At 57.5% G+C, this 26378-nt stretch carries 27 protein-coding genes; 10 read left to right on the top strand and 17 right to left on the bottom strand.

Features of this window, described 5'->3' with window-relative positions:
* Positions 1 to 36: 36 nt before the first annotated feature.
* The 9 genes from AC2FIC_RS03530 (at position 37) to AC2FIC_RS03490 (ending at position 9650) form a co-directional block, all read left to right on the top strand.
* Positions 37 to 1644 carry an acyl-CoA dehydrogenase family protein gene (locus AC2FIC_RS03530; RefSeq protein WP_496691918.1) on the top strand — a complete coding sequence of 536 codons (1608 nt, stop codon included), beginning with the start codon at positions 37 to 39 and terminating at the stop codon, positions 1642 to 1644.
* 44 nt (positions 1645 to 1688) lie between these two features.
* Positions 1689 to 2582 (top strand): tRNA 2-thiocytidine(32) synthetase TtcA, encoded by an 894-nt coding sequence (ttcA, locus tag AC2FIC_RS03525; RefSeq protein ID WP_496691917.1) that lies wholly within the window; start codon positions 1689 to 1691, stop codon positions 2580 to 2582.
* 73 nt (positions 2583 to 2655) lie between these two features.
* The gene (locus AC2FIC_RS03520; protein ID WP_496691916.1) at positions 2656 to 4200 is read left to right on the top strand and encodes a putative bifunctional diguanylate cyclase/phosphodiesterase; all 1545 of its coding nucleotides are present in this window, start codon (positions 2656 to 2658) and stop codon (positions 4198 to 4200) included.
* Positions 4201 to 4323: 123 nt separating this feature from the next.
* Entirely contained in the window at positions 4324 to 6153 is a 1830-nt protein-coding gene (yidC, locus tag AC2FIC_RS03515) for a membrane protein insertase YidC (RefSeq protein ID WP_496691915.1), read from the top strand.
* On the top strand, positions 6150 to 6887 hold the full coding sequence (locus tag AC2FIC_RS03510; RefSeq protein WP_496691914.1) for an MOSC domain-containing protein: 738 nt from the start codon (positions 6150 to 6152) through the stop codon (positions 6885 to 6887). Before yidC ends, AC2FIC_RS03510 begins: the two co-directional genes overlap by 4 nt.
* Complete coding sequence (yihA, locus tag AC2FIC_RS03505; protein WP_142639735.1) at positions 6884 to 7537, top strand: ribosome biogenesis GTP-binding protein YihA/YsxC; 654 nt, start codon at positions 6884 to 6886, stop codon at positions 7535 to 7537. The genes AC2FIC_RS03510 and yihA overlap by 4 nt, the downstream gene beginning before the upstream one ends.
* A 60-nt stretch (positions 7538 to 7597) precedes the next feature.
* The gene (argB, locus tag AC2FIC_RS03500; RefSeq protein WP_496691913.1) at positions 7598 to 8461 is read left to right on the top strand and encodes an acetylglutamate kinase; all 864 of its coding nucleotides are present in this window, start codon (positions 7598 to 7600) and stop codon (positions 8459 to 8461) included.
* A 20-nt stretch (positions 8462 to 8481) separates the two neighbouring features.
* Entirely contained in the window at positions 8482 to 9156 is a 675-nt protein-coding gene (locus AC2FIC_RS03495; RefSeq protein ID WP_496691912.1) for a ferredoxin, read from the top strand.
* On the top strand, positions 9153 to 9650 hold the full coding sequence (locus AC2FIC_RS03490; RefSeq protein WP_496691911.1) for a SixA phosphatase family protein: 498 nt from the start codon (positions 9153 to 9155) through the stop codon (positions 9648 to 9650). The genes AC2FIC_RS03495 and AC2FIC_RS03490 overlap by 4 nt, the downstream gene beginning before the upstream one ends.
* Positions 9651 to 9697: 47 nt before the next feature.
* Here the strand turns inward: AC2FIC_RS03490 and AC2FIC_RS03485 are convergent, their stop codons facing one another.
* The 10 genes from AC2FIC_RS03485 to AC2FIC_RS03440 form a co-directional block, all read right to left on the bottom strand.
* Positions 9698 to 10489: an amino acid ABC transporter ATP-binding protein gene (locus AC2FIC_RS03485; protein WP_142639743.1), complete on the bottom strand. Its 792-nt coding sequence runs from the start codon at positions 10487 to 10489 to the stop codon at positions 9698 to 9700.
* 12 nt (positions 10490 to 10501) lie between these two features.
* A complete protein-coding gene (locus tag AC2FIC_RS03480; protein WP_142639745.1) occupies positions 10502 to 11806 on the bottom strand; it encodes an amino acid ABC transporter permease in 1305 nt (434 codons plus the stop codon).
* Position 11807: 1 nt separating this feature from the next.
* The gene (locus AC2FIC_RS03475; RefSeq protein WP_496691910.1) at positions 11808 to 13076 is read right to left on the bottom strand and encodes an amino acid ABC transporter permease; all 1269 of its coding nucleotides are present in this window, start codon (positions 13074 to 13076) and stop codon (positions 11808 to 11810) included.
* A 127-nt stretch (positions 13077 to 13203) separates the two neighbouring features.
* Positions 13204 to 14220, bottom strand: coding sequence for an amino acid ABC transporter substrate-binding protein (locus AC2FIC_RS03470; protein ID WP_142639749.1), 1017 nt, complete (start codon positions 14218 to 14220; stop codon positions 13204 to 13206).
* Positions 14221 to 14426: 206 nt separating this feature from the next.
* A complete protein-coding gene (locus tag AC2FIC_RS03465) occupies positions 14427 to 15134 on the bottom strand; it encodes an ATP12 family chaperone protein (RefSeq protein ID WP_496691909.1) in 708 nt (235 codons plus the stop codon).
* A gap of 4 nt (positions 15135 to 15138) precedes the next feature.
* Positions 15139 to 15810 carry an HAD-IA family hydrolase gene (locus AC2FIC_RS03460; protein WP_496691908.1) on the bottom strand — a complete coding sequence of 224 codons (672 nt, stop codon included), beginning with the start codon at positions 15808 to 15810 and terminating at the stop codon, positions 15139 to 15141.
* A complete protein-coding gene (locus AC2FIC_RS03455; protein WP_496692071.1) occupies positions 15807 to 16850 on the bottom strand; it encodes an RluA family pseudouridine synthase in 1044 nt (347 codons plus the stop codon). Before AC2FIC_RS03455 ends, AC2FIC_RS03460 begins: the two co-directional genes overlap by 4 nt.
* Positions 16851 to 16958: 108 nt before the next feature.
* Positions 16959 to 18272 (bottom strand): replication-associated recombination protein A, encoded by a 1314-nt coding sequence (locus AC2FIC_RS03450; RefSeq protein WP_496691907.1) that lies wholly within the window; start codon positions 18270 to 18272, stop codon positions 16959 to 16961.
* Between the two features lie 4 nt (positions 18273 to 18276).
* A complete protein-coding gene (locus tag AC2FIC_RS03445; protein WP_496691906.1) occupies positions 18277 to 19659 on the bottom strand; it encodes a trypsin-like peptidase domain-containing protein in 1383 nt (460 codons plus the stop codon).
* A 182-nt stretch (positions 19660 to 19841) separates the two neighbouring features.
* Positions 19842 to 20225: a hypothetical protein gene (locus AC2FIC_RS03440; RefSeq protein ID WP_496691905.1), complete on the bottom strand. Its 384-nt coding sequence runs from the start codon at positions 20223 to 20225 to the stop codon at positions 19842 to 19844.
* 91 nt (positions 20226 to 20316) lie between these two features.
* On the opposite strand from AC2FIC_RS03440, the gene AC2FIC_RS03435 reads away from it, so the two are divergent.
* Entirely contained in the window at positions 20317 to 20916 is a 600-nt protein-coding gene (locus AC2FIC_RS03435; protein WP_496691904.1) for a TetR/AcrR family transcriptional regulator, read from the top strand.
* Positions 20917 to 21020: 104 nt separating this feature from the next.
* Here the strand turns inward: AC2FIC_RS03435 and rplQ are convergent, their stop codons facing one another.
* From rplQ to rplO, 7 genes are all read right to left on the bottom strand, one after another.
* Positions 21021 to 21443, bottom strand: a complete 423-nt coding sequence (gene rplQ, locus AC2FIC_RS03430) for a 50S ribosomal protein L17 (RefSeq protein ID WP_142639761.1) — start codon at positions 21441 to 21443, stop codon at positions 21021 to 21023.
* 117 nt (positions 21444 to 21560) lie between these two features.
* Positions 21561 to 22577 (bottom strand): DNA-directed RNA polymerase subunit alpha, encoded by a 1017-nt coding sequence (locus AC2FIC_RS03425; protein ID WP_281995981.1) that lies wholly within the window; start codon positions 22575 to 22577, stop codon positions 21561 to 21563.
* 115 nt (positions 22578 to 22692) lie between these two features.
* Complete coding sequence (gene rpsK / locus AC2FIC_RS03420) at positions 22693 to 23082, bottom strand: 30S ribosomal protein S11 (protein WP_037311698.1); 390 nt, start codon at positions 23080 to 23082, stop codon at positions 22693 to 22695.
* 14 nt (positions 23083 to 23096) lie between these two features.
* Positions 23097 to 23465, bottom strand: coding sequence for a 30S ribosomal protein S13 (gene rpsM, locus AC2FIC_RS03415; protein WP_142639766.1), 369 nt, complete (start codon positions 23463 to 23465; stop codon positions 23097 to 23099).
* A gap of 200 nt (positions 23466 to 23665) precedes the next feature.
* Positions 23666 to 24310, bottom strand: coding sequence for an adenylate kinase (locus AC2FIC_RS03410; protein ID WP_142639768.1), 645 nt, complete (start codon positions 24308 to 24310; stop codon positions 23666 to 23668).
* On the bottom strand, positions 24307 to 25671 hold the full coding sequence (gene secY / locus AC2FIC_RS03405) for a preprotein translocase subunit SecY (RefSeq protein WP_271951986.1): 1365 nt from the start codon (positions 25669 to 25671) through the stop codon (positions 24307 to 24309). The genes AC2FIC_RS03410 and secY overlap by 4 nt, the downstream gene beginning before the upstream one ends.
* A 109-nt stretch (positions 25672 to 25780) precedes the next feature.
* Complete coding sequence (rplO, locus tag AC2FIC_RS03400; protein WP_142639772.1) at positions 25781 to 26254, bottom strand: 50S ribosomal protein L15; 474 nt, start codon at positions 26252 to 26254, stop codon at positions 25781 to 25783.
* Positions 26255 to 26378: the final 124 nt, after the last annotated feature.

Here is a 26378-nt window from a genome sequence, read left to right as displayed (position 1 = left end):
TCGCTGAACAGTTGTGCTGTTCAATTCGAGGGCCAGATGACATCTGACGCGCGCCATTCCCTACCCACGCATGACGTTCTGAATCAGCCGCCTGTGCGAGCAGATTTAGACCTTTGGGCCTCTGACCCAGTACTGCAAAATGTGGCAGGCGCGCGAAGCTCTATTCTTCGCAACTATGGTGCAGACCTTGGGCGTGCTGCAGTGAGAGACATGGCGCGCGAGGCCAATTTCCACTCCCCAGAACTTGTTCTGTTTGACCAAGGTGGACGCCGCCTGGATGAAGTGCGTTTCACTCATTCATACCATCACCTGATGCAACTCAGTCAATCATCCGGATACGCAGCCGTTGCCTGGTCTGATCTACCGAATGGTCACGCAACCCACGCCGCCATGGTCTACCTTGCCAGTCAGGTCGAACCCGGACATTGCTGCCCGCTGACGATGACTTACGCAGCCGTTCCAGCACTTGCGGCGAATGAAGAGATTGCCTCGATCTGGGTTCCCAGATTGACGGAATGGAACCACGATTCCTCTATCGCTCCTATCGCCTCCAAAAAAAGCGCCACGCTGGGTATGGCGATGACTGAGAAACAGGGCGGCTCGGACATTCGCGCCAATACCACGACGGCCACACGCGACGGAGATCACTGGCGGTTGCGCGGGCATAAATGGTTCTGCTCGGCCCCGATGTCCGACGGTTTCCTGACACTTGCCCAGACCCCCGGCGGTCTGACCTGTTTCCTTGTGCCCCGCTGGCTGGACGGCGAACGCAATGCAATCCACCTGATGCGGCTGAAGAACAAGCTGGGCAATCGGTCCAACGCCTCGGCCGAGATTGAATACCATGATGCGCTGGCCTATCAGCTTGGAGATGAGGGCGCGGGTGTGCGCACAATCCTGGAGATGGTGCATCACACACGGCTCGACACTGCAATGGCCCCGGCAGGTCTGATGCGGGCGGCCCTCAGCGAAGCGCATTACTGGGTCAGCCATCGCAGCGCCTTTCAGCGCCGGTTGATTGACCAACCCCTGATGCGCATCGTTCTGGCCGATCTCGTGCTGGACTGGGAGGGGGCGCTGACACTGGGAATGCGTGTGGCGCAGGCTTTTGACGGTCATACACCCGAGGATAAAGCCCTTTCCCGCATCGCTGTTGCACTCGCCAAATTCCTCAACAACAAACGCTGTCCAGCCGTCGTGGTCGAAGCCATGGAGGTGTTGGGCGGCATGGGCTATGTCGAGGACACCCCCCTGCCCCTGCTCTACCGTGAAGCCCCTTTGAACGGCATCTGGGAAGGTTCGGGCAATGTGATCTGTCTGGATATCCTGCGCACCCTGGCGCGCGACCCCTTGGCCGCCCAGGTCCTGCAGGCCGAGCTTGAGGCGGCAACCGGAGTGAACCGCCACTATGATGCGGCGCTGAGGGACCACCGCGCCCGCTGGACCAATATCCCACCCGAAGCCGAGGCGCGCTGGTTTGCGGAGCGCACTGCCTTGCTGCTGACGGCCTCTCAACTGATACGCCAAGCGCCCGAGCCGGTCGCTGATGGATTTGTGGCGTCTCGGCTGACAGGTAACAATGGCCGCATCCCCGGTTCGGTGTCCGGGCTGGACACTGGTGCCCTGCTTGCGCGGTTGGGCTGACCCGCACACTTGCCCGGATACGCCATCTGCTGTAGGGCCAGCGCATGTTTGACGAAGCTGACGATATCCATCCGCTGTTTGCCGGCGCGCCTTCGACCACCGAGTTCAAGAAGCTGCGCAAACGCATCGTGCGCCACACCCGCGAAGCCATCGAACACTATGGCATGGTGGACCCGTCCGCGCATGAGAAAGACGGCAAACCACCCCGCTGGTTGGTCTGCCTGTCAGGCGGTAAGGACAGCTATACCTTGCTAGCGGTTCTGTACGAGCTGAGATGGCGCGGCCTACTACCGGTCGATCTGCTGGCTTGCAATCTGGATCAGGGCCAGCCGGGTTTTCCCGCTACCGTCCTACCCGAGTTTCTGGAACGCATGGGTGTACCGCACCGCATCGAATATCAGGACACTTACTCGGTCGTCATGGACAAGGTTCCCCAAGGCCGCACCTTTTGCGCGCTATGTTCGCGCCTGCGCCGGGGCAACCTGTACCGCATCGCGCGGGAAGAGGGCTGCTCGGCCGTGGTGCTGGGTCATCACCGTGACGACATCCTTGAGACGTTTTTCATGAACCTGTTCCACGGCGGCCGTCTAGCAACGATGCCGCCAAAGCTGGTGAACGAAGAAGGCGACCTGTTCGTCTTTCGCCCCCTTGCCCATGTCGCCGAGGCGGATTGCGAGAAATTCGCCAATGCGATGAACTACCCGATCATCCCTTGTGACCTGTGCGGCAGCCAGGACGGGTTACAACGCCAGCAGGTCAAACAGATTCTCGATCAGTGGGAAAAAAACAGTCCCGGACGGCGGCAAGTGATGTTCCGCGCCTTAACCAATGCGCGCCCTTCGCACCTTTTGGACCCGAAATTGTTTGATTTTGTTAATCTTTCCATCAATTCGAGCGAAAAAACTGAAAAAACGGATGATATTCCACAGCTGCGTTAACGAGTGACTCAGACTGATTTTCTACGGTTTGACCTGAGCGCAAGATGCTCAAGGTAAAGGCGAAGACGAACCGATGAGGAAATCTGTTTCCGTTGATCAATTTCTCGATACTCTCACCACATATCTGAGTGGCCCGCCGGTGCTGGCCTTTGCTCCCGCCATTTCGCTTGCGGCTTTCTGGATCGGTGGAGAACGTGCGCTTGTCGTTGTGGCACTAAGCCTTCCGTTGCTGATCGTCGCCTTCGCCTCAGTCAGACGCACGCAAACTGCACGCATCTCTCCACTGCACCATCACGGAAGACTCGCGCCAACGGATAAGTTTGCCGCCGAACTTGAAAATTTCTTTGACCGTACCGATCACGATAACATGGGATCGGCTTGTATGATTATGGCCTTAGACGGGTTCACAGAATTTGTTGACCTGCACGGAAATGCGGCCGCGACCCATCTGTCCAGCCAATTTTGTGACCGCATCTTCTCGGTCATTCGAACCGGCGATATTGCGACACGATTAGACGAGTGCAGAATCGCCATCGGCCTGCGCCCGTCACAGCATCTCGATCTCGAAGCCTGTATTCAGATGTCGGGCCGCATCCAATCCGCCGTTGAAGAGCCGATCACCCTAAACGGCACCACTGCCTATGTCTCGTGTTCAATCGGTTTTTGCCTGCAATCCGCAATTCGCGGATCCGGGTTTGAAAATTGGATTGATGCCGCATCTGCTGCGCTATGCGAAGCTCAGCGTAATGGGCCCTCAACGATCCGCGCCTTTTCAAACGAAACCCGCCGTAGATCCAATATCAGGGCCAACCTTCGCAAAGAGTTCGAGGCTGCGCTGGACAACGGACAAATCCGCCCCTGGTTTCAGCCTCAGGTTTCCACAGATACAGGGCGGGTTACGGGGTTTGAAGCCCTGGCCCGCTGGGAGCACCCGCAAAAAGGCATCTTGAACCCACAGATATTTCTGCCTTTTGCCGAACAGGCCGAGCTGATGGAGAGGCTTGGCCAGACGATGCGGCATCATGCATTCTCCGCGATGTGCGACTGGGGCCGGAACGGGATTCACGTCCCACGAATCGGAATCAACTTTTCTTCGGACGAGCTACGAGACCCCGCTCTGCTGGACCGATTGAAATGGGAAATGGACCAAAACGACCTGACGCCCGACCGACTGGCTGTCGAAATTCTGGAAACCGTGTTTTCGCGACGTCCGGACGATGTGATTACCCGCAACGTGACCAGCCTTGCAGCACTTGGCTGTTGTATCGATCTGGATGATTTCGGCACTGGACATGCCTCGATCGCCTCGATCAAACGGTTTGATGTGACGCGGATCAAGATAGACCGAACTTTTGTGGCCAAGGCGGACAGTGATGCATCGCAACAACAATTGGTCAGTGCAATTCTGACTATGGCCGAAAGGTTGAATGTGGAAACACTCGCCGAGGGTGTTGAAACCACCGGTGAGCACGCGTTGATGGCACAGCTAGGTTGTGACCACGTTCAAGGCTTTGGCATTGGCAAGCCCATGCCGTTCGAAAAGACCATGGATTGGATCTCGGCCCACCAGAACAAAGTCAAAGGCATTCCCAAGATTGGACGGCAAGCGGGTTCCTGATCGCAGGTTTTCACCACAAAAGCCCAATCTGGAACCATAAGGCGGGCGAATCCGCTTGACCTTTGGGGCTGCACTCTGTTGAACCCACCGGGTGTGTTTCACTGCTTAAGGTGGCTGTCCCAGATGGACGATCAGAACAAGAATCTCATCCTCGCAACCGCGCTCAGCTTTGTCGTGATCCTGGTTTGGTTCGTGCTGTTTCCACCGCCCGAGCAAACCACCATTACTGATCAGGCTGAAATCAGCGCCATCGAAAGCGATGAGGTTCAGACCCCCAGCGCCTCGAGCGCGGGTACCGTAGGCGAAGCCACGGCGAGCGCAGAAGAAACGCTGCCCGGGTCCGAGGCCGCGCGGATCAAGATCGACACGCCCCGCCTTGAGGGCAGCCTGTCGTTGTCCGGTGGCCGCATCGATGAATTGTACCTGAAGGATTATAAAGTCTCGATCCAGGACGACGCACCGATTGTCGAACTGTTCTCTCCGGTCGGATCTGAATCTGCATATTATGCGCTCTACGGATGGGCGCCTGGCGCTGGTGTCACCGGCACGGACGTACCCGGGCCGAACACGGTCTGGATGGTCGAAAATGGTGAAACACTTGGGGTGAACGCTCCAGTTACGTTGAAGTGGGAGAATGGCAATGGCCTGACCTTCCGCCGTACCATCTCGGTAGACGAGAACTATATGTTCGAAGTCACACAAGCGGTGGAAAACAACACACAAGCCGAGGTCGGCATGGCGCCATATGGCATCCTCGCCCGCCATGGCATCGGCGAAGATGGCGACCTGCCCGGACTGAAGAATTTCTTCATCCTGCATGAAGGCGTGATGGTCATGGCCGACGGTGTTCTGGATGAAATCGACTATGGCGATGTGCGCGACTTTGATATTGATCCGAACGAACGGGCGCAAGCCGAGGTCTTTCAGGTCAAAGACGGTGGCTGGGTCGGCTTTACTGATCACTATTGGATGACCACCCTGATCCCGGCTGAGGGCACGACCTTCAAGGCAGCAGCCAAATACGATGCCCGTCGCAAGATCTATCAGACGGAAACTGTACTGCCGACATTGCTTGTCGCACCTGGGGCTACTGAAGAGGTCACAACCCAGCTGTTTGCCGGTGCCAAGGAATGGGAAACCATTCGTGAATATCAGGCCGAAGGCGTTCAAAAGTTCATCGACAGCATCGACTGGGGCTGGTTCTATTTCCTGACCAAGCCGATCTTCTGGCTGTTGCACAACATTAACGCCCAGATCGGCAACATGGGCTGGTCGATCATCGGCCTGACCCTGATCATCAAGGCGATCTTGTTCCCGCTGGCGTTCAAGTCCTATGTCTCGATGGCGAAGATGAAGGAACTGCAGCCGCAGATGGAGGCCCTGAAAGAGGCCGCTGGTGACGATCGTCAGAAAATGCAGCAAGGTATGATGGAACTGTACAAGAAGGAAAAGGTTAACCCCGCCGCGGGCTGTTTGCCGATCCTGATGCAGATCCCTATCTTCTTCTCGCTGTATAAGGTGATCTTTGTCACCATCGAACTGCGTCAAGCACCGTGGTTTGGCCCGTTTCAGGATCTCAGCGCACCGGATCCAACGTCAATCATGAACTTCTTCGGCTGGCTGCCTTGGGCCGGGCCGCAACCTGACACCCTTATGGCGTTGATCTTCATCGGCATCCTGCCACTGTTGCTGGGGATTTCGATGTGGCTGCAGCAAAAGCTGAACCCGGCACCAACAGACGCGACACAGGCAATGATCTTTGCCTGGATGCCCTGGGTCTTCATGTTCATGCTCGGTGGGTTTGCCAGCGGCCTTGTGGTGTACTGGATCGCGAATAACACGATCACCTTTACCCAACAGTATCTGATCATGCGCAGCCAGGGTTATAAACCGGATGTATTTGGCAACATCAAATCCGGTTTCAAGCGCGCCGCTAAGACGGATGACAAATGACGGCCAAAGTCACCCAAATTTGGCGGCATCCTATGAAAAGCCACGGCCACGAAGCCGTGCAGACCGTGACAGTGACCCCCGGGCAGACAATGCCCGGGGATCGCGTTTGGGCAGTTGCGCACGAAGCGTCAAAAGCCGATGGCACGAAATGGGTACCCTGCGTCAATTTCAGCCGAGGGTCAAAAGCCCCAAACCTGATGGCCATTTCCGCCAATCTGGACGCGAATCTGCTGACCCTGACCCACCCCAATCGCCCCGATCTAACCTTTGACCCAGATCGGGAACAGGAAGTGTTTCTGGATTGGGTGCGCCCGCTGATGCCCGCGGACAGGGCGGCATCTGCCCGGATCGTTCGGATACCAGGGCGTGGGATGACAGACAGCGATTTCCCGTCAATCAGCCTGTGCAACATGGCCTCTCACCGGGCGGTTGAACAAAAACTGGGGCAAGACCTGTCAATCAAACGCTGGCGCGGTAACATCTGGTTCGATGGCCTGCCCCTATGGGAAGAATTCGACTGGCTCGACCGCGAGTTGCAAATCGGTGAGGCCGTGTTCCGCGTCCGCGAGCGGATTGTGCGCTGTTTGGCGACCACTGCGAACCCGGATACCGGCGACCGCGATGCCGACACTTTGGGCGCGCTGAACAGCTGGGGCCATCAGGATTTCGGCATCTATACCGAAGTGGTCCGCGGCGGGCTAATCTCGGTCGGTGACAAGGTGATACCGTTATGAGCACCCTACCCTTCCCTCTGGCCCAAGATCCCGATGAATTCTCGTTGGAGCGCGGGCGCAAGCTGTTTGCAGGCCCGTCCGAGTTCGTCAAAGGCGTTGTCGCCATGAGCGGGCTGCCCGACCCCGACCGGCTTGAGGTCTGTTTCGCAGGCCGTTCAAATGTTGGCAAGTCCAGTTTGATCAATGCGCTGACCGGAACCAAGGGGTTGGCGCGCGCGTCGAACACGCCGGGTCGGACGCAGGAAATCAACTTTTTCACCCAGGGCCCAGAGCTATATCTGGTCGACCTTCCCGGCTATGGCTATGCCAATGCGCCGGTTAAGGTGGTGGAAAAGTGGCAGCGGTTGCTGAAACAATATCTCAGTGGCCGACAGACCCTGCGCCGGGCCTTTGTCCTGGTTGACGCGCGCCATGGGGTAAAGCCTGTTGATGCCGAGATCATGAAGCTGCTGGACACCAGTGCCGTAACCTTTCAATGCGTGCTGACCAAGGCAGACAAGGTCAAGGCCAATGAACGCGAAAAGGTTCTGAACCAGGTCCGCTCGGCCCTGTCAAAACACCCCGCCGCTTTCCCCGAAATCGTGCTGACGTCGTCCGAAAAAGGGGATGGTATCCCAACGTTGCGCTCGATCATCACGCATCTGGAATAGCTTGGCCCTTGGCAGCACCTTTCAAAGGCCCTAACACGGTGGGCCAGAGGGACCTTAGCCATGAAGACAAGAGACATGAACCGGGATTGGATTGCCACCGCCGCCACATTGAACAGCGCACTGCCCTATCTGCAGCGCTATGATGGGGCCATTGTCGTTATCAAGCTGGGCGGGCACGCCATGGGCAGCGATGAAGCGATGGAAAGCTTTGCCCGTGACGTGGTTCTGATGCGCCAGGTGGGCATCAACCCGGTTGTGGTACATGGCGGCGGTCCCATGATCAACGCGATGCTGGACAAGCTCGATATCCAATCCGATTTCGTGAACGGTAAGCGTGTGACGGACAAGGCGACTGTCGAAGTGGTCGAGATGGTCCTGTCCGGCCTCGTGAACAAACGCATTGTTCAGGCCATCAACGGACAGGGAGGGACTGCGGTTGGCCTGTCGGGCAAGGACGCCAGCCTGATGATCTGTGATCAAACCGATGCCTCGCTGGGGTTTGTTGGCTCTCCTTCCGAGATGAAACCCGAAATCCTGCACGATCTGTTTACGCATGACGTGATCCCGGTAATTGCGCCTCTGGGCGCCGGGCGCGAAGGTGAGACGTTCAACGTCAACGGTGACACCGCCGCCGGTGCCATCGCCTCGGCCTTGAAGGCAGACCGTCTGCTGTTGCTGACCGACGTATCAGGCGTCAAGAACGCTGCCGGAGAGGTCGTGACCGAGCTAAAAGCCGGTCAGATCCGCGAGATGACCCTGGACGGGACCATCGCAGGCGGAATGATCCCCAAGACCGAAACGGCGCTGGACGCACTACATAGTGGGGTACGGGCCGTAGTCATACTGGATGGGCGCGCGCCCAATGCGGTGCTACTGGAACTGTTCACCGAACACGGAGCTGGGTCGCTGATCCGACCCGATTGATCGACTGCGACGGAGGTGACATGACAGGACAAACCGCACCTTCTCCGAACATTTATCAACGTGTCGACAGCGCGGCAGCTGAGGTTGGGCTTATCGTGATGGGTGCATTGCATCCTGGGCGCGCTAATGCCAAGCAATTGGACAGCGGCACCCTGATCCTGCTAGGTGCAGGGCCCACGTTCTGGCCTGTTTTGAAATCAGCCCCTGAATGGCAAGGTCCCGACCCTGTTGACCGGTGGTCGTACCGCGTCGTCAATCAGATGGCGCAGGATTTGGGGGCGCAAGCCTATTTCCCATTCGGTGGCCCACCCTATGTGCCGTTTATCGACTGGGCGCTGAAATCGGGGCGTACATTCAGCAGCCCTGTTGGCGCCTTGGTGCATGACACGGTCGGTATGATGATCTCGTATCGCGGCGCGCTGCATTTTGATCAGGAATTCGAGATTCCCGGTGCCCATAACTCATCGCCCTGTGTTACATGCGATGCCCCTTGCGCTCAGACCTGCCCAGTCGGGGCCCTGAACACCCACAGCTTCTATGACGTTGAGGCCTGCCACGGGCATCTGAACACAGAGCAGGGCCAAACCTGCATGACCGGTGGCTGCCTTGCGCGCCTGGCCTGCCCTCTCAGCCCCGGGGCCGGGCGGGACCCAGAACAATCCGCCCACCACATGAGGTCTTTTCACCCGTCATGACTCGCACCCTGATCCTGACCCGCCATGCCAAATCCAGTTGGGATGAGCCGACGCTCAGCGATCATGATCGGCCACTGAACAAACGTGGACGCTGCTCCGCACCTGCTGTGTCCGGCTGGCTACTCAGGAATGGCTGGCTACCGAATGAGGTGCTCAGCTCTACCGCCCTCAGAACCCGCGAGACGTGGGATCGAATGGGGCTGCAGGCTGATCTGATCCAGTTCGAACGCTCGCTGTATCTGGCCGGTCCCGATCTCATGATGCGGGCCCTATCACAGGCTTCTGGCCAAACCGTGCTGATGCTGGGCCACAACCCCGGGATCGCTGAATTCACCAGACAGCTTGTGCGGCAGGCGCCAGATCACGGCCGTTTCGATGACTACCCGACCTGCGCAACAACAGTCATACAGTTCGAGATCAACTCCTGGGCCGCGCTTCGGTGGCACAGTGGGGATGTCTTGGGGTTCGTCATTCCACGCGAGTTGCCCGAATAAAAAAGGCGGGGCAAAAACCCCGCCTTTCACGGTTCTTCCGATCGGGATCAATGGCCCAGAATCTGGCTCAGGAACAGCTTGGTCCGCTCGCTTTGCGGATTGTTGAAAAACTCTTCTGGTTCGTTCTGTTCCACAATCTGACCGGCATCCATAAAGATCACGCGGTTGGCGACCTGACGGGCAAAACCCATCTCGTGGGTCACACAAAGCATGGTCATGCCTTCTTCGGCCAGCTCGATCATAGTGTCGAGCACCTCTTTGATCATCTCAGGGTCCAGCGCCGATGTAGGTTCATCGAACAACATGATCCGCGGCATCATGCAGAGCGAACGGGCAATCGCCACACGCTGTTGCTGACCACCCGAAAGCTGGCCAGGATACTTGTCGGCCTGTTCTGGGATTTTCACCTTCTCTAGGAAGTGCATAGCACGCTCTTCAGCCTCTTTCCTGGGCGTCTTGCGCACCCAGATCGGGGCCAGCGTACAGTTTTCCAGAATGGTCAGATGCGGGAACAGGTTGAAGTGCTGGAACACCATCCCGACCTCGGACCGGATCTTATCGATGTTTTTCAGGTCATTCGACAGTTCCGTCCCATCCACCATGATCGTGCCTTGCTGGTGTTCCTCCAGCGCGTTCAGACAGCGGATCAGGGTGGACTTACCCGACCCTGACGGCCCCGCGATAACAATCCTCTCGCCCTGATTGACGGTCAAATTGATGTCGCGCAGCACATGGAAAGACCCATACCACTTGTTCATGTTGTTGATTTCGATGGCGACCTCGTCGCTCACCTGCATCTTGGATCGGTCAATTTCGCGGTCTATTGCAAGTTCAGACATGTGTTGAACTCCTTAACGATGGCCAGTCTGAAGCTTGCGCTCCAGATACATGGAATAACGGGACATGGAGAAGCAGACGACGAAGAACAGCGCGCCGATAAAAGCGAAAAGTTCCCAGTAGATGCCGTTCCAAGCGGTATCAGCGCGGATCGCGTTGGCAAGGCCAAGCACGTCGAACAGTCCGATGATCGACACCAGAACCGTATCCTTGAAGATCCCGATGAATGTGCTCACGATGCCCGGAATTGAGATTTTCAGGGCTTGCGGCATGATGATCAAACGCTGTGCCTGCCAGTAGTTCAGGCCCAAACTGTCGGCGCCCTCGTACTGACCTCGTGGCAATGCAGCCAGGCCACCCCGGATCACTTCGGCCATATAGGCGGCTGAGAACAGGGTCATCATGATCATCACCCGCAGGATGATGTCAAAATTGGTGCCTGGTGGCAGGAACAGGTTCAACAGCAGCGAGGCCACGAACAGTAGCGTGATCAGCGGTACGCCGCGAATGAACTCGATAAAGCCCACACACATGTATTTGACGATAAGAAGGTCCGACTGACGGCCCAGCGCCAACACGATACCAATCGGCAGCGAGACACCGATGGCCACAACACCCAGCAGGATCGCCAGCATGAAACCACCGAACTGACGACTTTGCACGGCTTCGATACCGATCGGCAGGATCGAATCCATGGCACCAACGAAGTAGCTCGATAGAAACAGCCACCAGATCAACGCAGCCACTGCACCACCGATCATCCCGAGCAATTCGCTTTGTTGCTTGCTGACGACGGTGTAGACGGCCCAGCCGGCAACAAATCCAAGTGCCGCCGACAATGGCCCCCAGATGGTACCACCCCACATCAACCAAGGCATCAGGAAGGGGTAGATCGCGCTAAAGATCAGCAACTTGCTCGGAACACGGTCCGAATACAGCACTGGCGCCAGAGCAACCAGCAACAGAACAAGCGCCAGAATCGGCCGCCAGTACAGATGGCTCGGGTAGAATCCGAACAACAGCTGCAGCCAGCGATCATTGATGACAGCCCAGCAAGCATGACCATGGGTGTCTCCCCAGGTTGCCATCATGATCTCACGGCACTCAGTCAGTGAATTGGCATTCCAGACGGATTGGAACGTCCATGGCAGAACGCCCGACAACACATAGTAGATCGCATAGAGCGAAACCAAAGTCAGGATCGAATTGAACCAACCAGAAAACAGATTGTGCTTAACCCAACCTACTATTCCCACTTCGGACGCTGGTGGCGCTTTCTCCGGCAACATTTCCGCGCGGACAAATGAAACATCACTCATATTACCGCTCCACCAATTTGACACTATTGTTGTACCAGTTCATCACTGCCGAGATGCTCAGCGAGATGCACAGATAGACCAGCATCAGCAGTAGAACGCATTCCAGCTCGCGGCCGGTTTGGTTCATGGTGATGCCACCCAAGGTACCTGTGATATCCATATATCCCACCGCAATCGCCAGAGACGAGTTCTTGGTCAGGTTCAGGTAGTTCGAGATCATTGGCGGGATGATCACGCGCAACGCTTGCGGCAGGATCACCAGACGCATAATCCGGCTCGGGCGTATACCCAGCGCGGCGGCGGCCTCGGTCTGCCCCTTGGAAATGGCGAGAATTCCGGCCCGCACGATCTCAGCGATGAAAGCTGCAGTGTAAAGGGACAGGGCCAACCACAATGCGATAAGCGAGTTCCGCAAATGAGTGCCGCCTTTAAAGTTGAACCCTTTCAGTTCCGGGTATCCCAAATGGAATCCCAACGCAGTCAGCAGGATCAACATCGGCACAAACAGTATGCCCAACTGAATATGCCAGATGGTTGGGCGATCACCAGTTGCTTCCTGTTTTGCAGCGGCATTAGCGGATACTTTGCGCATTACAAAAATGCTGCCCGCCAAAACGACCAGAAAGGCAACCAGATCCAATGAAATGTCGAAGCGTAAGCTGGACGCACCAAACAAGTGGATATCGCCAAGACTGCGTGAAAACAGGAGCTCTGGGATATAGACACCGCGATTGGTGACGGCGACAGAGTTGAAAAAATCCATCGTGGCCGTCGGGGTTTCGCCTCGGAATGCATTGGGTGCCGGTAAACCTTCGATCAGAATGGCCATAGCCAGAACGATCCAAAGCAGCACAGGCACGTTACGGAACATCTCGACATAAACAGTCATGATCCGCGCTATCAACCAGTTGTTTGAAAGCCGTAATACACCAACGAAAACACCGATAATCGTCGCCGTGATACAGCCGAGAACTGCAACAACAAGTGTGTTTAGCAATCCGATAAGCCCAGCACGCAAGTGGCTGTCTCGAGAATCGTATTCCAGCAGGCGTTGGTTGATATCGTAACTTGCAGGTTCGCCGAAGAACCCGAATTCTACAGGTTTACCAAGTGCTTCGAGGTTCTGAATGGTGTTGGAAATGATCCAGGCTGCCAAAAGCATGAAACCGATCATTGCAATGACCTGGATGGTCGCAGATCGGTACCGCGTATCGTAAAGGAGCATGGACAGCCGGAACTGCTCCTTTGGCGGGTCAGTGAGAGTCGACATGACCTATGTATATCCCCGTGTCATCCCGTTATTCGCAGACAGAGTTGATCTCTGTTCAATCTAACCGGGACTGTTTCTTATGGATTGAAAAAGGGCGCAGGATGAACTGCGCCCTCTTCAATGGATATTAGCGGAACGGCGGCGAGTACAGCAGGCCGCCATCGGTCCACTGACCGTTCAGGCCGCGTGCCAGACCGATTGGGGTTTCTTCACCGATGTTCTTGGCAAAGACCTCACCATAGTTACCACCCGCCTTGATAGCGCGCATTGCCCACTGTGCGTCCAGACCCAGCATCTCACCCAGAGTGCCTTCGCTGCCCAGCAGACGGTTCACTTCGGGGTTGTCGGTGCCAGCAGACATCTCGTCGATGTTCGCCGAGGTCACACCCAGCTCTTCAGCCGAAACCAGTGCGTTCAGTGTCCAGCGAACAACGTCGCCCCACTCGTGGTCGCCATGACGGACCAGAGGGCCCAGCGGCTCTTTCGAGATGATTTCGGGCAGCAGGATGTGATCACCGGGGTTTTCGAACGTGGCGCGTGTTGCGGCCAGGCCCGATGCGTCGGTGGTGTAGACGTCACATGCGCCAGCCAGATACTGCTGCTGCGCTTCTGCGTTGGTTTCGATCGGAACCGGCTCGTAGCTGATGTTGTTCGAGCGGAAGAAATCCGCCAGGTTCAGCTCGGTGGTGGTGCCGGTCTGGATGCAGACAGTCGCGCCGTCCAGTTCCTTGGCCGAGCTTACGCCCAGCGCTTTGGGAACCATAAAGCCCTGACCGTCGTAATAGTTTACACCGACGAATTCGAACTTCAGGTCTACGTCGCGGCTGAAGGTCCATGTGGTGTTCCGGGCCAGCATGTCGATTTCGCCCGAAGCCAGCGCGGTAAAGCGTGTCTTACCTGTGGTCGGAACGAATTCAACGGCGCTTGCGTCACCCAGAACCGCAGCGGCAACGGCGCGGCACAACGAAACGTCAAAGCCCTGCCATTCACCATTTGCGTCGGGCGCGGCAAAGCCGACCAGACCGGTGGTCACACCGCAGTTCAGCTTACCGCGCGCCTTGACGTCGTCCACGGTTCCCGCCATGGCTGCGCCTGCGGCCAGACCGGCAACTGTGGCCGCGCCCAAGATTACGGATTTTTTCATTTTTACCTCTTCCTGATTGTCCATCCCGTTCAGGGACGGTTCTATCCGGCACCTCAGGTACCAGAAAGGTTTCCCCAAAGGTGTCTCCCCTTTAGTGCGCACGAGTTTGGTCGCATTCATAAACAAACGTCAAGGGTCGGATCAGGGAAAACGATGGATCAACTCACAGATGTCCATCAGAGCGGTAAAAATTCAGAAATCTAAGATCAATCAGAGACGTCGTAGAAGCGTTTAGCGTGTAAAAAGGCAGAACGTTTGACTTCGGCTGCTTCATGCGCCTCGTCGTCATGGCCCCATTGTTCGATTTGCCACAGCTCGTCCAACCGCGAAATCCGCCAGATCTCTTGCGCATCACACCAATCGGAAGTGGCCGCAAACCCAAGGATCAACGAGCCCGAAAGGCTGACCAGGTCGTGGAAGGCAGCCAGTTGGAAGTTGTTGAAATCATGCACTCGCCGGCGCAACTGATCCAGCGCCGCCACGTCTTGCGGCTGATGCAGGATACCTGTGACGGGCTGCAGGCGAACCGACATGGCTTCCGCGGCCCAGTCCAACACCGGGTCCCACTGTTCAGCTTGCCGCTGCTGCAACTCTTGCGGGTGGGCGGCGCGATAGCACAGCAAATCCGAATCGCCATAATCGGCAAGCATGTCTGCAACTTCGGCGTGCTGAATCTGCACCTTGTCGATGGCTGCATTGGCCGAACGCGTGTAGGGCATCGTCCCTGGGTCAACCTGTTCTTCCTGCGCGTCCCATTCGGCCGCAATGGCCTGAGCCATCGGCAAGGTCGGCAGGATAAGTCCGGCCCGCGCAGGTGTTTTGACCCTACGACCGTCCAATTCGACCGTAAATCCGCCATCGGCCTCGACCACCTGACATGCAGCCCAAAATCGTTTCGGTTTCCAGTCACTCATGTCTTCAGGTCCAGATATCGTCCAGTGCGCCCGGCAACTGGTCAAACGTTTCGATAATACGAGAGGCAGCGGCCAGGGCAGGCTGTTCGTGATACCCCCAGGTTACGCCAATTCCGGTGACACCGGCGGCGGCGGCCATATCCATGTCAAACCGGGTATCCCCGATCATGACCGTATCAGCAGCGTTGACGCCGGTTTCGGCCCGTGCCGTGTCGATCATCGAAGGGTGCGGTTTGGAGGGATGGTGATCCGCGACCTGCCGGGTCACGAAATAGCCTTGCAGGCCGTGCCCCTCGATCAGGGCATCCAGACCGCGTTGCGATTTGCCCGTCGCCACGCCCAGCAGAACCTCGGGGATCGCATGTAGCGCCTCGACGACCTCGCGCGCGCCGGGATAAAGCGGCGAGCTGGCCATTCCCTGTTCCAGTCGATGCGCGTGATAGGCCTGTTTATAGCCCTCTACCAACCGTGCCTGATCCGCAGCAGAACACTCGGGCACCAACTGCGCCATGGCTTGTGGCAGAGATAATCCGACTATGGACAAGATCCCCGCCCTATCCGGAACAGGCAGAGACAAGGCATCAAAGCTGGCGGTCATGGCCGCAACAATGCTGCTTTGGCTATCGACCAGGGTACCGTCCACATCAAATAGTACCAGACGCAAGGGTCTGCTCATTGCAGAGACTCGAACGGATCATCCGCAGCCAGGTCTTCGGCCCATCCGAATGTGTCCCAGCTGTGTTTCATATGATCGGGCAAGGGTGCGGTGACCGTGATCTTCTTACGCGTCACCGGGTGCTGAAACGAAGCCTGCCGCGCATGCAGGTGCAGCTTTTTGCTGATCACACCTCCCAACTGCGCACCCCAGCCATCGCCAAGGTTCTCTTGACCCGAACCGCCGTATTTTCCATCCCCGATGATTGGATGCCCAATCGCTGCCATATGCGCACGCAACTGATGAGTGCGGCCGGTGATCGGCTCCATCGCGACCCAGGCGGCGCGTCCGGCCACGCGGTATAGCGTAGCGTAAAGTGTATGGGCCCGCTTCGCGCCTGGCGTATCGTTGATTTCGTTAAGATGAACGGGGATCATCTTTTCGCCCTCGCCCTGGCTGCCATGGCCCGGGGCCTTGACCAAACCGGTCTTGATCTCGCCCAGATAAGGGGTCGGCACCCCAGCGACTAGAGCCCAATATATCTTGCGCGTGTCCCGGTGACGGAAAGCGGCGGTCAGTGCTTTGGCGGCCTCGCGTGTGCGGGCCAGCAACAGCACGCCCGAGGTATCCTTGTCCAGTCGGTGCACCAATCGGGGGTTTTCGTCATATCCAAAGCGCAGCGCCTCGGACAGCCCGTCCACATGCCGGGTCTGGCCGCTGCCGCCTTGCACCGGCAATCCTTGCGGTTTGTTCAGCGCGATCACGAGGTCATCGCGATAGATCACGCAAGACTGCATCATCTTCACATCCGCATCGGTGATCCGCGGCTTGACCTCGACCGGCTTGTGATCCGCATCGGGCAGGGGCGGCACGCGCACGACCTGACCGACCTCAAGCCGGGTCGAGGCCTTGGCCCGTCCGCCATCCACACGCAGTTCGCCCTTGCGGCACATTTTTTCGATGCGCCCTTGGCTGACATGCGGAAACAGGCGCCGCAGCCAGCGGTCCACCCGCTGGTCGCCATCCCCAACCGCAACTGTAATCATCTGCACGCCACTCATGCCATTGCCCCTTGCGCCGCGCGGCAGACCCGCCCGGACGACGCTGTAAACATTGTCCCAGAAAACATGCGCGTCTGTCGCGCGCATCGGCCAAAGAGTCAAGCCGGGCTAGTCTGGTTTCCGTTGCGAACGCAGCTTGGCAAAGTAGTCCAGCCGTTTCTTCAGCTCTCGCTCGAACCCGCGTTCGACCGGTTGATACAGAACCGGGCGCGGTATGGTTTCGGGAAAGTAGTTCTGGCCGGAGAACCCATCCTCGGCATCGTGATCATAGGCATAGCCCGCGCCATAGCCCTGATCCTTCATCAAAGAGGTCGGCGCGTTCAGGATATGCTTGGGCGGCGGCTCGCTGCCCGATTGCTTGGCCAGACGCATCGCCGCCTTATAGCCCACATAGGCCCCGTTCGATTTCGGCGCCAGCGCCAGATAGACCAGCGCCTGCGCCAACGCCAGCTCGCCCTCGGGGCTGCCCAAGCGTTCGTAGGTTTCCCAGGACTGCAGACAGATCGCCTGAGCCTGCGGATCAGCCAGACCAATGTCCTCGACCGCCATTCGCGTGATCCGGCGCGCCAAATACCTTGGGTCCTCGCCTCCCGTCAGCATTCGCGCGAACCAGTACAGGGCGGCATCGGGGTCGGACCCCCGCACCGATTTATGCAGAGCCGAGATCAGGTTGTAATGCTCATCTCCAGATTTGTCGTATTTCGCGGCACGGCGCATGAGCCGGGTCGACAGGGCTTCAAGGTCCAGCGTGCCCTCAACTTTCCACGCGGCCACCTGTTCGATCAGGTTCAACAGCGCGCGCCCGTCGCCATCGGCCATTTCTTGCAGCGCACCACGGGCCGCAGAGTCCAGTGGCAACCCACGGTCCAGTTCCTGCTCAGCGCGTTGCGTCAGGCGTTCTAGATCGGCAGGGCTGAGCCTTTCCAACACCAACACCTGTGCTCGGCTGAGCACAGCGGCGTTCAGCTCGAACGATGGATTTTCCGTGGTCGCCCCGACCAGGAGGATCGTACCATCCTCCATATGCGGCAGAAACCCGTCCTGCTGCGCCTTGTTGAAGCGATGGATTTCGTCAACGAACAGCAACGTCCCCTGCCCGTTCTGACGCCGGATCTTCGCAGCTTCGAACACTTTCTTCAGGTCGGGAACACCAGTAAAGATGGCACTGATCTGCACAAAATTCAGGTCCGTCTCTTGCGCCAAAAGCCGCGCGATCGTGGTCTTGCCGACACCGGGCGGCCCCCAGAATATCAGGCTCGACAGACTGCCCGAGGCCAGCATCACGCCCAAAGGCGCATCCGGACCCAACACCTGTTCCTGTCCGATCACCTCGGCCAGCGTTTGCGGGCGCAATCTGTCGGCCAGCGGGCGATGTACAGGCGGCGCAGGATCAGGTGACCCGGTATCGAAAAGGTCACTCATCCGGTCACAGCCTGAACCGCAGGGAAACCGGCCGGCCGCCCCTGAGGATATCCAGATTGATCCGACGCCCCGGATCGGTCAGCGCCTTCACGACATCAGCAGGTCGCTCGACCCGCGCGCCGTTTATCCCATCGACCACATCGCCCGGACGCAACCCGGACCGACCGCCATAGCGGCCCGCGTCGACCACAACCACCCCCGTCTGCGACAGCAAAAGCCCCAGCCGCGCGATAACAGCAGGGTTGATCCGCGACACGGTCAGGCCTGGCATCACGGTTTCATCGTTAAGCGTCGTCACTTCCGCTGCCGGAACCTCGGGCGCTTTGACCAAAGCGACCTCAAGTTCAGCTCGGTCCTCGCCGCGCAGTCGCGTCACCACCGACGTGCCGCCCACACCGGCCACTGACATGCGGAATTTCATCTCTGCCGGCGAGTTCACCTCATCCCCGTCGACATGGGTCACGACGTCCCCAACCTGCAACCCTGCCTTGGCCAACGGGCTGAGCGCATGGAGATCCGAAATCACCACACCCTGCGGGATAACCAAGCCCAGAGACTCAGCGATATCCGCACTCATGTGCTGCCCGGCCATTCCGGCCCAGGGGCTGACAAAACTGTCATTGCCGGCCTGCGCTTGCCGCAGGAATTCGGCAACCAGATTGGCAGGGATGGCAAAGCCGATCCCGTTCGATCCGCCAGAACGTGTCAGGATCGAGGTGTTGATGCCAATCAGATCACCGTTCACATCGATCAGCGCCCCGCCCGAATTGCCGGGATTGATCGCCGCATCCGTCTGAATGAAATAGCCCCGCGCATTGCCCGTGGCCGTACCGGTCCGCGCCAGCCCCGAGATAATTCCCGATGATACCGTCTGCCCGACGCCGAACGGGTTGCCGATGGCCAGAGCCAATTCACCCACCTCAACCAGATCGGAATCCCGCATGTCGATCGAAGGCAACGCCTCGGCATCTTTCAGACGTAGAATGGCGATGTCGCTTTCCTGATCGCCCAGAACCACCTCGGCCGAAAACTCGCGCCGGTCCGTCGTGACGACCCGTATTTCGGTGGCCGAACCCACGACATGGTAGTTTGAGACCACATAGCCGTCATCCGTCAGGATCACGCCGGACCCCAGTGAATTCTGAACGCGTGGTCGCGGTTCGCCAAAGCCGCCGCCAAAGAAATCCTGAAAGAACGGGTCAGAGAACAGTGAATTCGAGCGCCCTTCGCGCACGATCTTGGCGTAGATATTCACCACAGCTGGCGCGGCCTGTTTCACCACCGGCGCAAACCCTAGGCTGATTTCGGCCTGAGAACGTGGCACCCTGGTTTCCGCCGCGGCAGAGGCAGACAAAAGCGATAAAGCGAAGGCCGTGGCGCGAAGCATCATAGTTCCCGAAAATTTTTGGACTGTTTTGGATATGCGGCGCGATGTCTGTGTTTGCAAGCGCGGTATTGGAGTTTCTGCCAGACTTCAGTCATCACCACCCTGACAAGATTAAGCCAGTCCCGCCACATTTGACATGTCCGACCGCCTGACTACGACGTTCATAGTCAGACGGTTAGGTATTAGCTGAGCTGTCTCGGTTTCAAGCGAACCGATCGGTATGCCAAAACGACAAGCGTAAGTATGGCCCCCTGCCCTACGAGTACTGCGGGCCAGATCAGGGGAAACTGCGCGTCTGTGTACTTTTGCGGTCCGAAGGAAACCGAAGCAAGAAGTGCTGCTAAAAGTGTCAGGCATATACCGGCCTTTGTTTCCGTGGCGCCAAGGAGGATCGCAGCGCAGGCTGCGCTGAGTGCGGCTCCAATAAAAGGCGCGATCCCAAACAGTGGTGTAGCTGTGGGCGGATGTGGCGGTACTCCGGCATAGAGAGCGCTCAGCATAACGATCTGCAAAACGATAAGTGTCAACAAAGCAGCATTGGCCGCCCGATCTTTCTCATAAATCAAGTTCGCCTCCTTTTTCCGTAACAAAGTGTACGGTTGCGTTAAGCCGTAACCCAATGTACGGCTTAGTGTCAACACCATTCAGGAGGCCAGATTGAAAGATCACCTACGCACTGCCCGGCAGGAACAGATCGAAACAGCGGCTTATGAACTGCTCGCAGAAAAAGGTTTCGCGGGAACTTCGATGCTGAGCATCGCCAAACGTGCCCGCTGCTCAAACGAAACACTCTACAACTGGTATGGCGATAAGCTTGGCTTGTTCCGCACCTTGGTGTCACGAAACGCTGCAGAAGCAAAAACGTTGCTTGAAAACGCGCTTGCACAGCGTGAAGCCTCGATCGAAACACTCGACGCCTTTGGGCCGGTATTGTTGGATATCATATTGGGCGAGAAGGCGGTTTCTCTGAATCGCGCGGCCGCAGCTGACCCAACCGGCCAACTAGGTAAAGCCTTGTCAGAGGCAGGCCGGGAAACAATTTTTCCTCTCCTGGCACAGCTGTTTGAAGCTGCCAGAACCAATGGAGAGCTAGTCAGCAACGATATATCGGACGTGGTTGATTTGTATTTGGGATTGTTGATTGGTGATCTACAGATCCAGCGCGCGATCGGGCGCACACAAAAGCCCGATCCGGGAACATTGGCAAGGCGCGCTGAAGCAGCAACCAGACATTTGCAAACGCTTCTCGGGCCCTGACTAAAGCTGACACATACCAAGAGCAGAGCGGACTTGCGACTGGCTCCATAAGAAAAACCCCCGCGTCCGAGACACGGGGGTTTTCACATGAAAGCCAGGCTTTCTTATTCTTCGTCTGCGGCCTCTTCGGCGGCGGTACGCGCTTTGTCTGCAGCGCCTTTGGCGTCCAGATCGCGGTCAACGAATTCGATGATCGCCATCGGGGCCATGTCGCCATAGCGGAAGCCTGCTTTCAGGATCCGTACATAACCGCCCTGACGCTCGGCGTAACGGGGGCCCAGGATTTCGAACAGCTTTGCGACGTCTTTGTCTTCTTTCAGCTGCGATGCGGCCTGACGACGGGCGTGCAGGTCGCCGCGCTTGCCCAGAGTGATCAGTTTTTCAACGATCGGGCGCAGTTCTTTTGCCTTGGGCAGAGTTGTTTTGATCTGCTCATGTTCGATGAGCGAGCCAGCCATGTTCGCAAACAGAGCCTTGCGGTGCTCATGAGTACGGTTCAGGCGGCGGTAACCACGTGCGTGACGCATTTTCTAGTTCCTTCTTTAGCGTTTTGCTTTGTCTGGCCGGCGATGCGTGTCACCGACTCTCCTTGGGGCAAGATCGCCCTTGATTCCCCGGCAGCCCGGGCATTGGGGAAGACGCGCTTAAAACGCGTCTTCGAATTTCTTCGCCAGATCTTCGATGTTGTCGGGCGGCCAATCCTCGACATCCATGCCAAGGTGCAGACCCATGCCGGACAGCACTTCTTTGATCTCGTTCAGCGACTTGCGGCCAAAGTTCGGGGTGCGCAGCATCTCGGCTTCGGTCTTCTGGATCAGGTCGCCAATGTAGACGATGTTGTCGTTCTTCAGACAGTTTGCCGAACGGACCGACAGTTCCAACTCATCTACTTTCTTCAGCAGCAGCGGGTTGAACTCCAGACCATCATCCTCGTCCTGACGACCAGCCGCTTCCGGCTCATCGAAGTTGACGAAGATCGACAGCTGATCCTGCAGGATGCGTGCGGCATAGGCCAACGCGTCCTCGGGGGTGATCGAACCGTCAGTCTCAATCTTCAGGGTCAGCTTGTCATAGTCTAGAACCTGACCTTCACGCGTCGGCTGAACATCATAGGCGACCTTTTTAACCGGCGAATAGATCGCGTCGATCGGGATCAGGCCGATAGGTGCATCTTCTGGCTTGTTCTTTTCAGCCGAGACATAGCCCTTACCGGTGTTGACGGTCAGTTCCATGAACAGGTCGGCACCATCATCCAGGTGACAGATGACGTGATCGCGGTTCAGAACCTCGATGCCAGCGCTTTCGCTGATGTCGCCTGCGGTGACGATTGCCGGGCCTTTAGCATTGATCGACAGACGCTTGGGGCCTTCGACCTCCATGCGCAGGGCAACCTGCTTAAGGTTCAAAATGATGTCGGTGACGTCTTCACGCACGCCTGCAACCGAACTGAATTCGTGCAGGACGTTGTCGATCTGAACGCTGGTGATGGCCGCACCTTGCAGCGAGCTCATCAGAACGCGGCGCAGGGCGTTGCCCAGTGTCAGACCAAAGCCACGCTCCAGCGGTTCTGCAACCAGCGTTGCCTGGCGCGCAGGGTCGTTGCCCGGCTTGCTTTCCAGCTGGGTCGGCTTGATCAATTCTGCCCAATTCTTGTGGATCATGTAATCCCTCCATTCCTGTCCGCGCCCCATGACCAACAAGGTGCAGACGCCCGAGGTTCAAAATGACGTGCTGGGGCCGTGCGAAAACGCGGGCCCCAGCTCAATTCTAATTCGCTTAGACGCGGCGGCGCTTCGGCGGGCGGCAACCATTATGAGCGATCGGCGTCACGTCGCGGATCGACGTGATGTTGAAGCCCACTGCAGCCAGCGCGCGCAGAGCCGATTCACGACCCGAACCGGGACCCTGAACTTCGACTTCCAGCGTCTTGACGCCGTGATCCTGCGCCTTTTTACCTGCGTCTTCCGCAGCCATCTGAGCAGCATACGGTGTAGATTTACGCGACCCTTTGAACCCCATGGTCCCGGCCGACGACCATGCAATGGCGTTGCCTTGCACGTCTGAGATCAGGATCTTGGTGTTGTTGAAGGTCGAATTCACATGGGCCACGCCCGATGCGATATTCTTGCGCTCTTTTTTCTTGGTACGAGTCTTTTCGCGTGCCATCGGTCAGACCCTCCTTATTTCTTCTTGCCAGCAATGGCCTTTGCGGGGCCTTTGCGGGTACGAGCGTTGGTATGGGTACGCTGACCGCGAACGGGCAGGTTACGACGATGACGCAGACCGCGGTAGCAACCCAAATCCATCAGGCGCTTGACGTTCATCTGAACTTCGCGACGCAGGTCACCTTCGACGGTGAAGTTTGCGTCGATATGTTCGCGGATGGCCAGAACTTCGGAATCCGACAGCTCATTGACGCGACGGTGCGCTTCAATGCCTACGGCTTCGCAGATGGCCTGCGCCGAGGTGTTGCCGATACCGGTGATATATGTGAGGGCGATAGGTACCCGCTTTGCAGTCGGGATGTTTACGCCGGCAATACGTGCCACGTGTCACTTTCCTTTTTGTTGCGGTTCCGTAGCTCCGGAACCTTTTTTCACAACACTTGACCGTGGCAGTGACGCCAGAGGGCCCAGTATTATTCGAGGTGGTCGGGGCAGTTAGGACGAATCCCGCCTGCGATCTTGATTCCCTTTAGGGATGGGGGTCGATATGGGCTTTTGCGCTTGGCGTCAAGGCCATATTGGAGCTAGCCGAGTACGGCCTCGATCGACGCAGTCACTTCCTTGATATCGGCCAACCCATTGACCGGGCGAAGATCGCCTTTGGCGTAGTAATAACCAATCAGCGGCGACGTCTTTTTGTAGTACTCCATCAACCGCGTGCGCAGGCTGTCTTCGTTGTCGTCGGCGCGACGCGTGAACTCTTTTTGCTCACCACAGTTGGTGCAGCGACCATCTGCCGGGATCGGCTTGGTCTTGTCATTATAAACTTCGCCACAACCCGAACAGGTCGAACGTGCGGTGATCCGATCCACCAGGGCATCGTCATCCACCCGCATCTCGATCACAGTGTGCAGTGACTGGCCCAACTTGGTCAGCAAAGCCGCCAATGCGTCGGCTTGTGCCAATGTGCGGGGGAAACCGTCAAAGATGAAACCGGCACCGGTTTCGGTGGTCAGCTTCTCTTCGATCAGGCCGATGACAATCTCATCGGTGACCAGCTTGCCGGCATCCATGATGGCTGCGACCTTCAGGCCCATCTCGGTGCCAGAGGTTTTGGCTTCGCGCAGCATGTCTCCGGTGCTCAGCTGCACCATGCCGCGTGTTTCAACAAGATGACGCGCTTGCGTTCCTTTACCCGCCCCCGGGGGGCCCAGAAGAATGATGTTCATCGACGAGCGGGTCCCTTCCTGCCGCGTTTCTTACCCTTCCCGCGCAGTTGGGACTTTTCGATAAGCCCTTCGTATTGATGCGCCAGCAGGTGGCTCTGAACCTGTTGGATCGTATCCATGGTCACAGAGACGATAATCAGAACCGAAGTACCACCGAAATAGAACGGAATGGCAAACTGGCCCCGCAGGATTTCAGGCAGCAGACAAACCGCCGCCAGATAAGCCGAACCCAGAACCAGAACGCGGTTGACCACGTATTCCAGATACTCGGCGGTTTTCTTGCCCGGACGGATACCCGGCACAAAACCGTTCTGCTTTTTCAGGTTATCCGCCACGTCATCCGGCTTGAACGACACGTTGAACGTGTAGAAATAGGCAAAGAATACGATCATCGACGCAAAGAACAGCAGGTACAGAGGCTGACCGGGTCCAAAATTGGCCAGCAGCCAGGACATGATTGGCCCGTTGGTCGCACCCGATGAGAAGGTCGAGATCGTCACCGGCAGCAACAGCAAAGAGCTGGCGAAGATCGCCGGGATAACGCCAGCCGGGTTCACTTTGACCGGCAAGTGGCTCGAGCCGCCTTCATAGATCTTCATACCGGCCTGACGGCGCGGGTATTGAATGTGGATCTTGCGCAAAGCGCGCTCCATGAACACCACAAAGGTGATCACGGCGATGACCATGACAATCACTCCGATGATCACTGCGGGGCTGATTGCGCCGCTGCGGCCACTTGCGAAGAACTGAGCCAACGCTGCCGGAACCTCGGCGATGATGCCAACGAAAATAATCAGAGAGATACCGTTGCCGATGCCGCGCGCGGTGATCTGCTCACCCAGCCACATCAGGAACATGGTGCCGCCAACCAGTGTAATCATAGTCGACAGACGGAAATAGAGGCCCGGATCGGTCGCCAGATCGCCCGACTCCAGCGAAACGGCCAAGCCATAGGCCTGAACGGTGGCCAGCGCCACGGTGCCGAAACGGGTATATTGGTTGATCTTCTTACGACCCTGCTCGCCCTCTTTCTTGAGCTGTTCGAGCGCGGGAACCATCGAGGTCAGCAGCTGAATGATGATCGAGGCCGAGATGTAAGGCATGATGCCGAGGGCAAAGATACCCATCCGCCCAAGCGCCCCGCCGGTGAACATCGAAACCATACCGCCGATGCCCTGCCCCGCTTGCTCCATGAACTCACGCAGGGCCTGTCCGTCGATCCCCGGCACCGGTATAAAAGTGCCCAGGCGATAGACGATCAACAAACCCAGTGTGAACAGGATGCGGTTGCGCAGATCGGTGGCTTTGCCCAAAGCAGCCCAGCTAGTGTTGGCTGCCATTTGTTCTGCTGCTGATACCATAAATCGGTCTCTCTTATGAAAACACCGCCCGGAACCGTTTTCCGGCTCGGGCGGCGTCTTGGAAAACTCTGAGGTCTATGTAAGCGGGTCTTGGCCCGCTCACAAGCGCTTACTCTGCCGCAGCGGCTTTTGTGACCGTCAGTGAACCGCCCGCTTTTTCGACTGCCTCAACGGCAGCTTTCGAAGCACCAGTTACTTCCAGGGTCACCTTGGCGCTGATTTCGCCTTTGGCCAGAACGCGGATACCGTCCAGTTTACGGCGAACCAGACCGGATGCAACCAGTGCGTCCTCGGTGATCGCGGCTTTGGCGTCCAGCTTACCGGCGTCGACGAATTTCTGGATCAGGCCCAAGTTGATAACGGCAAATGCCTTGCGGTTCGGCTTGTTAAAGCCACGCTTGGGCAGGCGTTGGTACAGCGGCATCTGGCCACCTTCGTAGCCATTGATGGCCACACCCGAACGGGATTTCTGACCTTTGATACCACGGCCACCCATTTTACCTTTACCGGAACCGGGACCACGGCCGACGCGGGTCCGTTTCGGTGTGGCGCCTGGGTTGTCGCGCAATTCATTCAGTTTCATTTCGCTTCTCCTTCGCCGGAAATGACCCCGAAGCGTGATGGGTCAAACACGGCATTTCTTGGTTTTGATTCTTGCGGCGCAGTACGCCACCGGAGCCCGATACAGCTTTGTGGCTGAGGATGCA

This window comes from Ruegeria sp. CDSC079, from assembly GCF_059610505.1.
The sequence above is the reverse complement of the archived record's forward strand: the minus strand, read 5'-3'. Positions and strand labels throughout refer to the sequence as shown.

Bases quoted from the DNA above. Each gene is read 5' to 3' on its own strand.
- rpsK (WP_037311698.1), bottom strand. From the start codon at position 23,082: ATGGCACGCGAAAAGACTCGTACCAAGAAAAAAGAGCGCAAGAATATC.
- AC2FIC_RS03475 (WP_496691910.1), bottom strand. From the start codon at position 13,076: ATGTCGACTCTCACTGACCCGCCAAAGGAGCAGTTCCGGCTGTCCATG.
- rplQ (WP_142639761.1), bottom strand. From the start codon at position 21,443: ATGCGTCACGCACGTGGTTACCGCCGCCTGAACCGTACTCATGAGCAC.
- AC2FIC_RS03455 (WP_496692071.1), bottom strand. From the start codon at position 16,850: ATGAGTGGCGTGCAGATGATTACAGTTGCGGTTGGGGATGGCGACCAG.
- ttcA (WP_496691917.1), top strand. From the start codon at position 1,689: ATGTTTGACGAAGCTGACGATATCCATCCGCTGTTTGCCGGCGCGCCT.
- AC2FIC_RS03510 (WP_496691914.1), top strand. From the start codon at position 6,150: ATGACGGCCAAAGTCACCCAAATTTGGCGGCATCCTATGAAAAGCCAC.
- yidC (WP_496691915.1), top strand. From the start codon at position 4,324: ATGGACGATCAGAACAAGAATCTCATCCTCGCAACCGCGCTCAGCTTT.
- AC2FIC_RS03465 (WP_496691909.1), bottom strand. From the start codon at position 15,134: ATGAGTGACTGGAAACCGAAACGATTTTGGGCTGCATGTCAGGTGGTC.
- AC2FIC_RS03530 (WP_496691918.1), top strand. From the start codon at position 37: ATGACATCTGACGCGCGCCATTCCCTACCCACGCATGACGTTCTGAAT.
- AC2FIC_RS03410 (WP_142639768.1), bottom strand. From the start codon at position 24,310: ATGAACATCATTCTTCTGGGCCCCCCGGGGGCGGGTAAAGGAACGCAA.
- AC2FIC_RS03445 (WP_496691906.1), bottom strand. From the start codon at position 19,659: ATGCTTCGCGCCACGGCCTTCGCTTTATCGCTTTTGTCTGCCTCTGCC.
- AC2FIC_RS03450 (WP_496691907.1), bottom strand. From the start codon at position 18,272: ATGAGTGACCTTTTCGATACCGGGTCACCTGATCCTGCGCCGCCTGTA.
- AC2FIC_RS03490 (WP_496691911.1), top strand. From the start codon at position 9,153: ATGACTCGCACCCTGATCCTGACCCGCCATGCCAAATCCAGTTGGGAT.
- AC2FIC_RS03470 (WP_142639749.1), bottom strand. From the start codon at position 14,220: ATGAAAAAATCCGTAATCTTGGGCGCGGCCACAGTTGCCGGTCTGGCC.
- argB (WP_496691913.1), top strand. From the start codon at position 7,598: ATGAAGACAAGAGACATGAACCGGGATTGGATTGCCACCGCCGCCACA.
- AC2FIC_RS03425 (WP_281995981.1), bottom strand. From the start codon at position 22,577: ATGATCCACAAGAATTGGGCAGAATTGATCAAGCCGACCCAGCTGGAA.
- AC2FIC_RS03480 (WP_142639745.1), bottom strand. From the start codon at position 11,806: ATGAGTGATGTTTCATTTGTCCGCGCGGAAATGTTGCCGGAGAAAGCG.
- AC2FIC_RS03485 (WP_142639743.1), bottom strand. From the start codon at position 10,489: ATGTCTGAACTTGCAATAGACCGCGAAATTGACCGATCCAAGATGCAG.
- rplO (WP_142639772.1), bottom strand. From the start codon at position 26,254: ATGAAACTGAATGAATTGCGCGACAACCCAGGCGCCACACCGAAACGG.
- AC2FIC_RS03460 (WP_496691908.1), bottom strand. From the start codon at position 15,810: ATGAGCAGACCCTTGCGTCTGGTACTATTTGATGTGGACGGTACCCTG.
- yihA (WP_142639735.1), top strand. From the start codon at position 6,884: ATGAGCACCCTACCCTTCCCTCTGGCCCAAGATCCCGATGAATTCTCG.
- secY (WP_271951986.1), bottom strand. From the start codon at position 25,671: ATGGTATCAGCAGCAGAACAAATGGCAGCCAACACTAGCTGGGCTGCT.
- AC2FIC_RS03495 (WP_496691912.1), top strand. From the start codon at position 8,482: ATGACAGGACAAACCGCACCTTCTCCGAACATTTATCAACGTGTCGAC.
- AC2FIC_RS03520 (WP_496691916.1), top strand. From the start codon at position 2,656: ATGAGGAAATCTGTTTCCGTTGATCAATTTCTCGATACTCTCACCACA.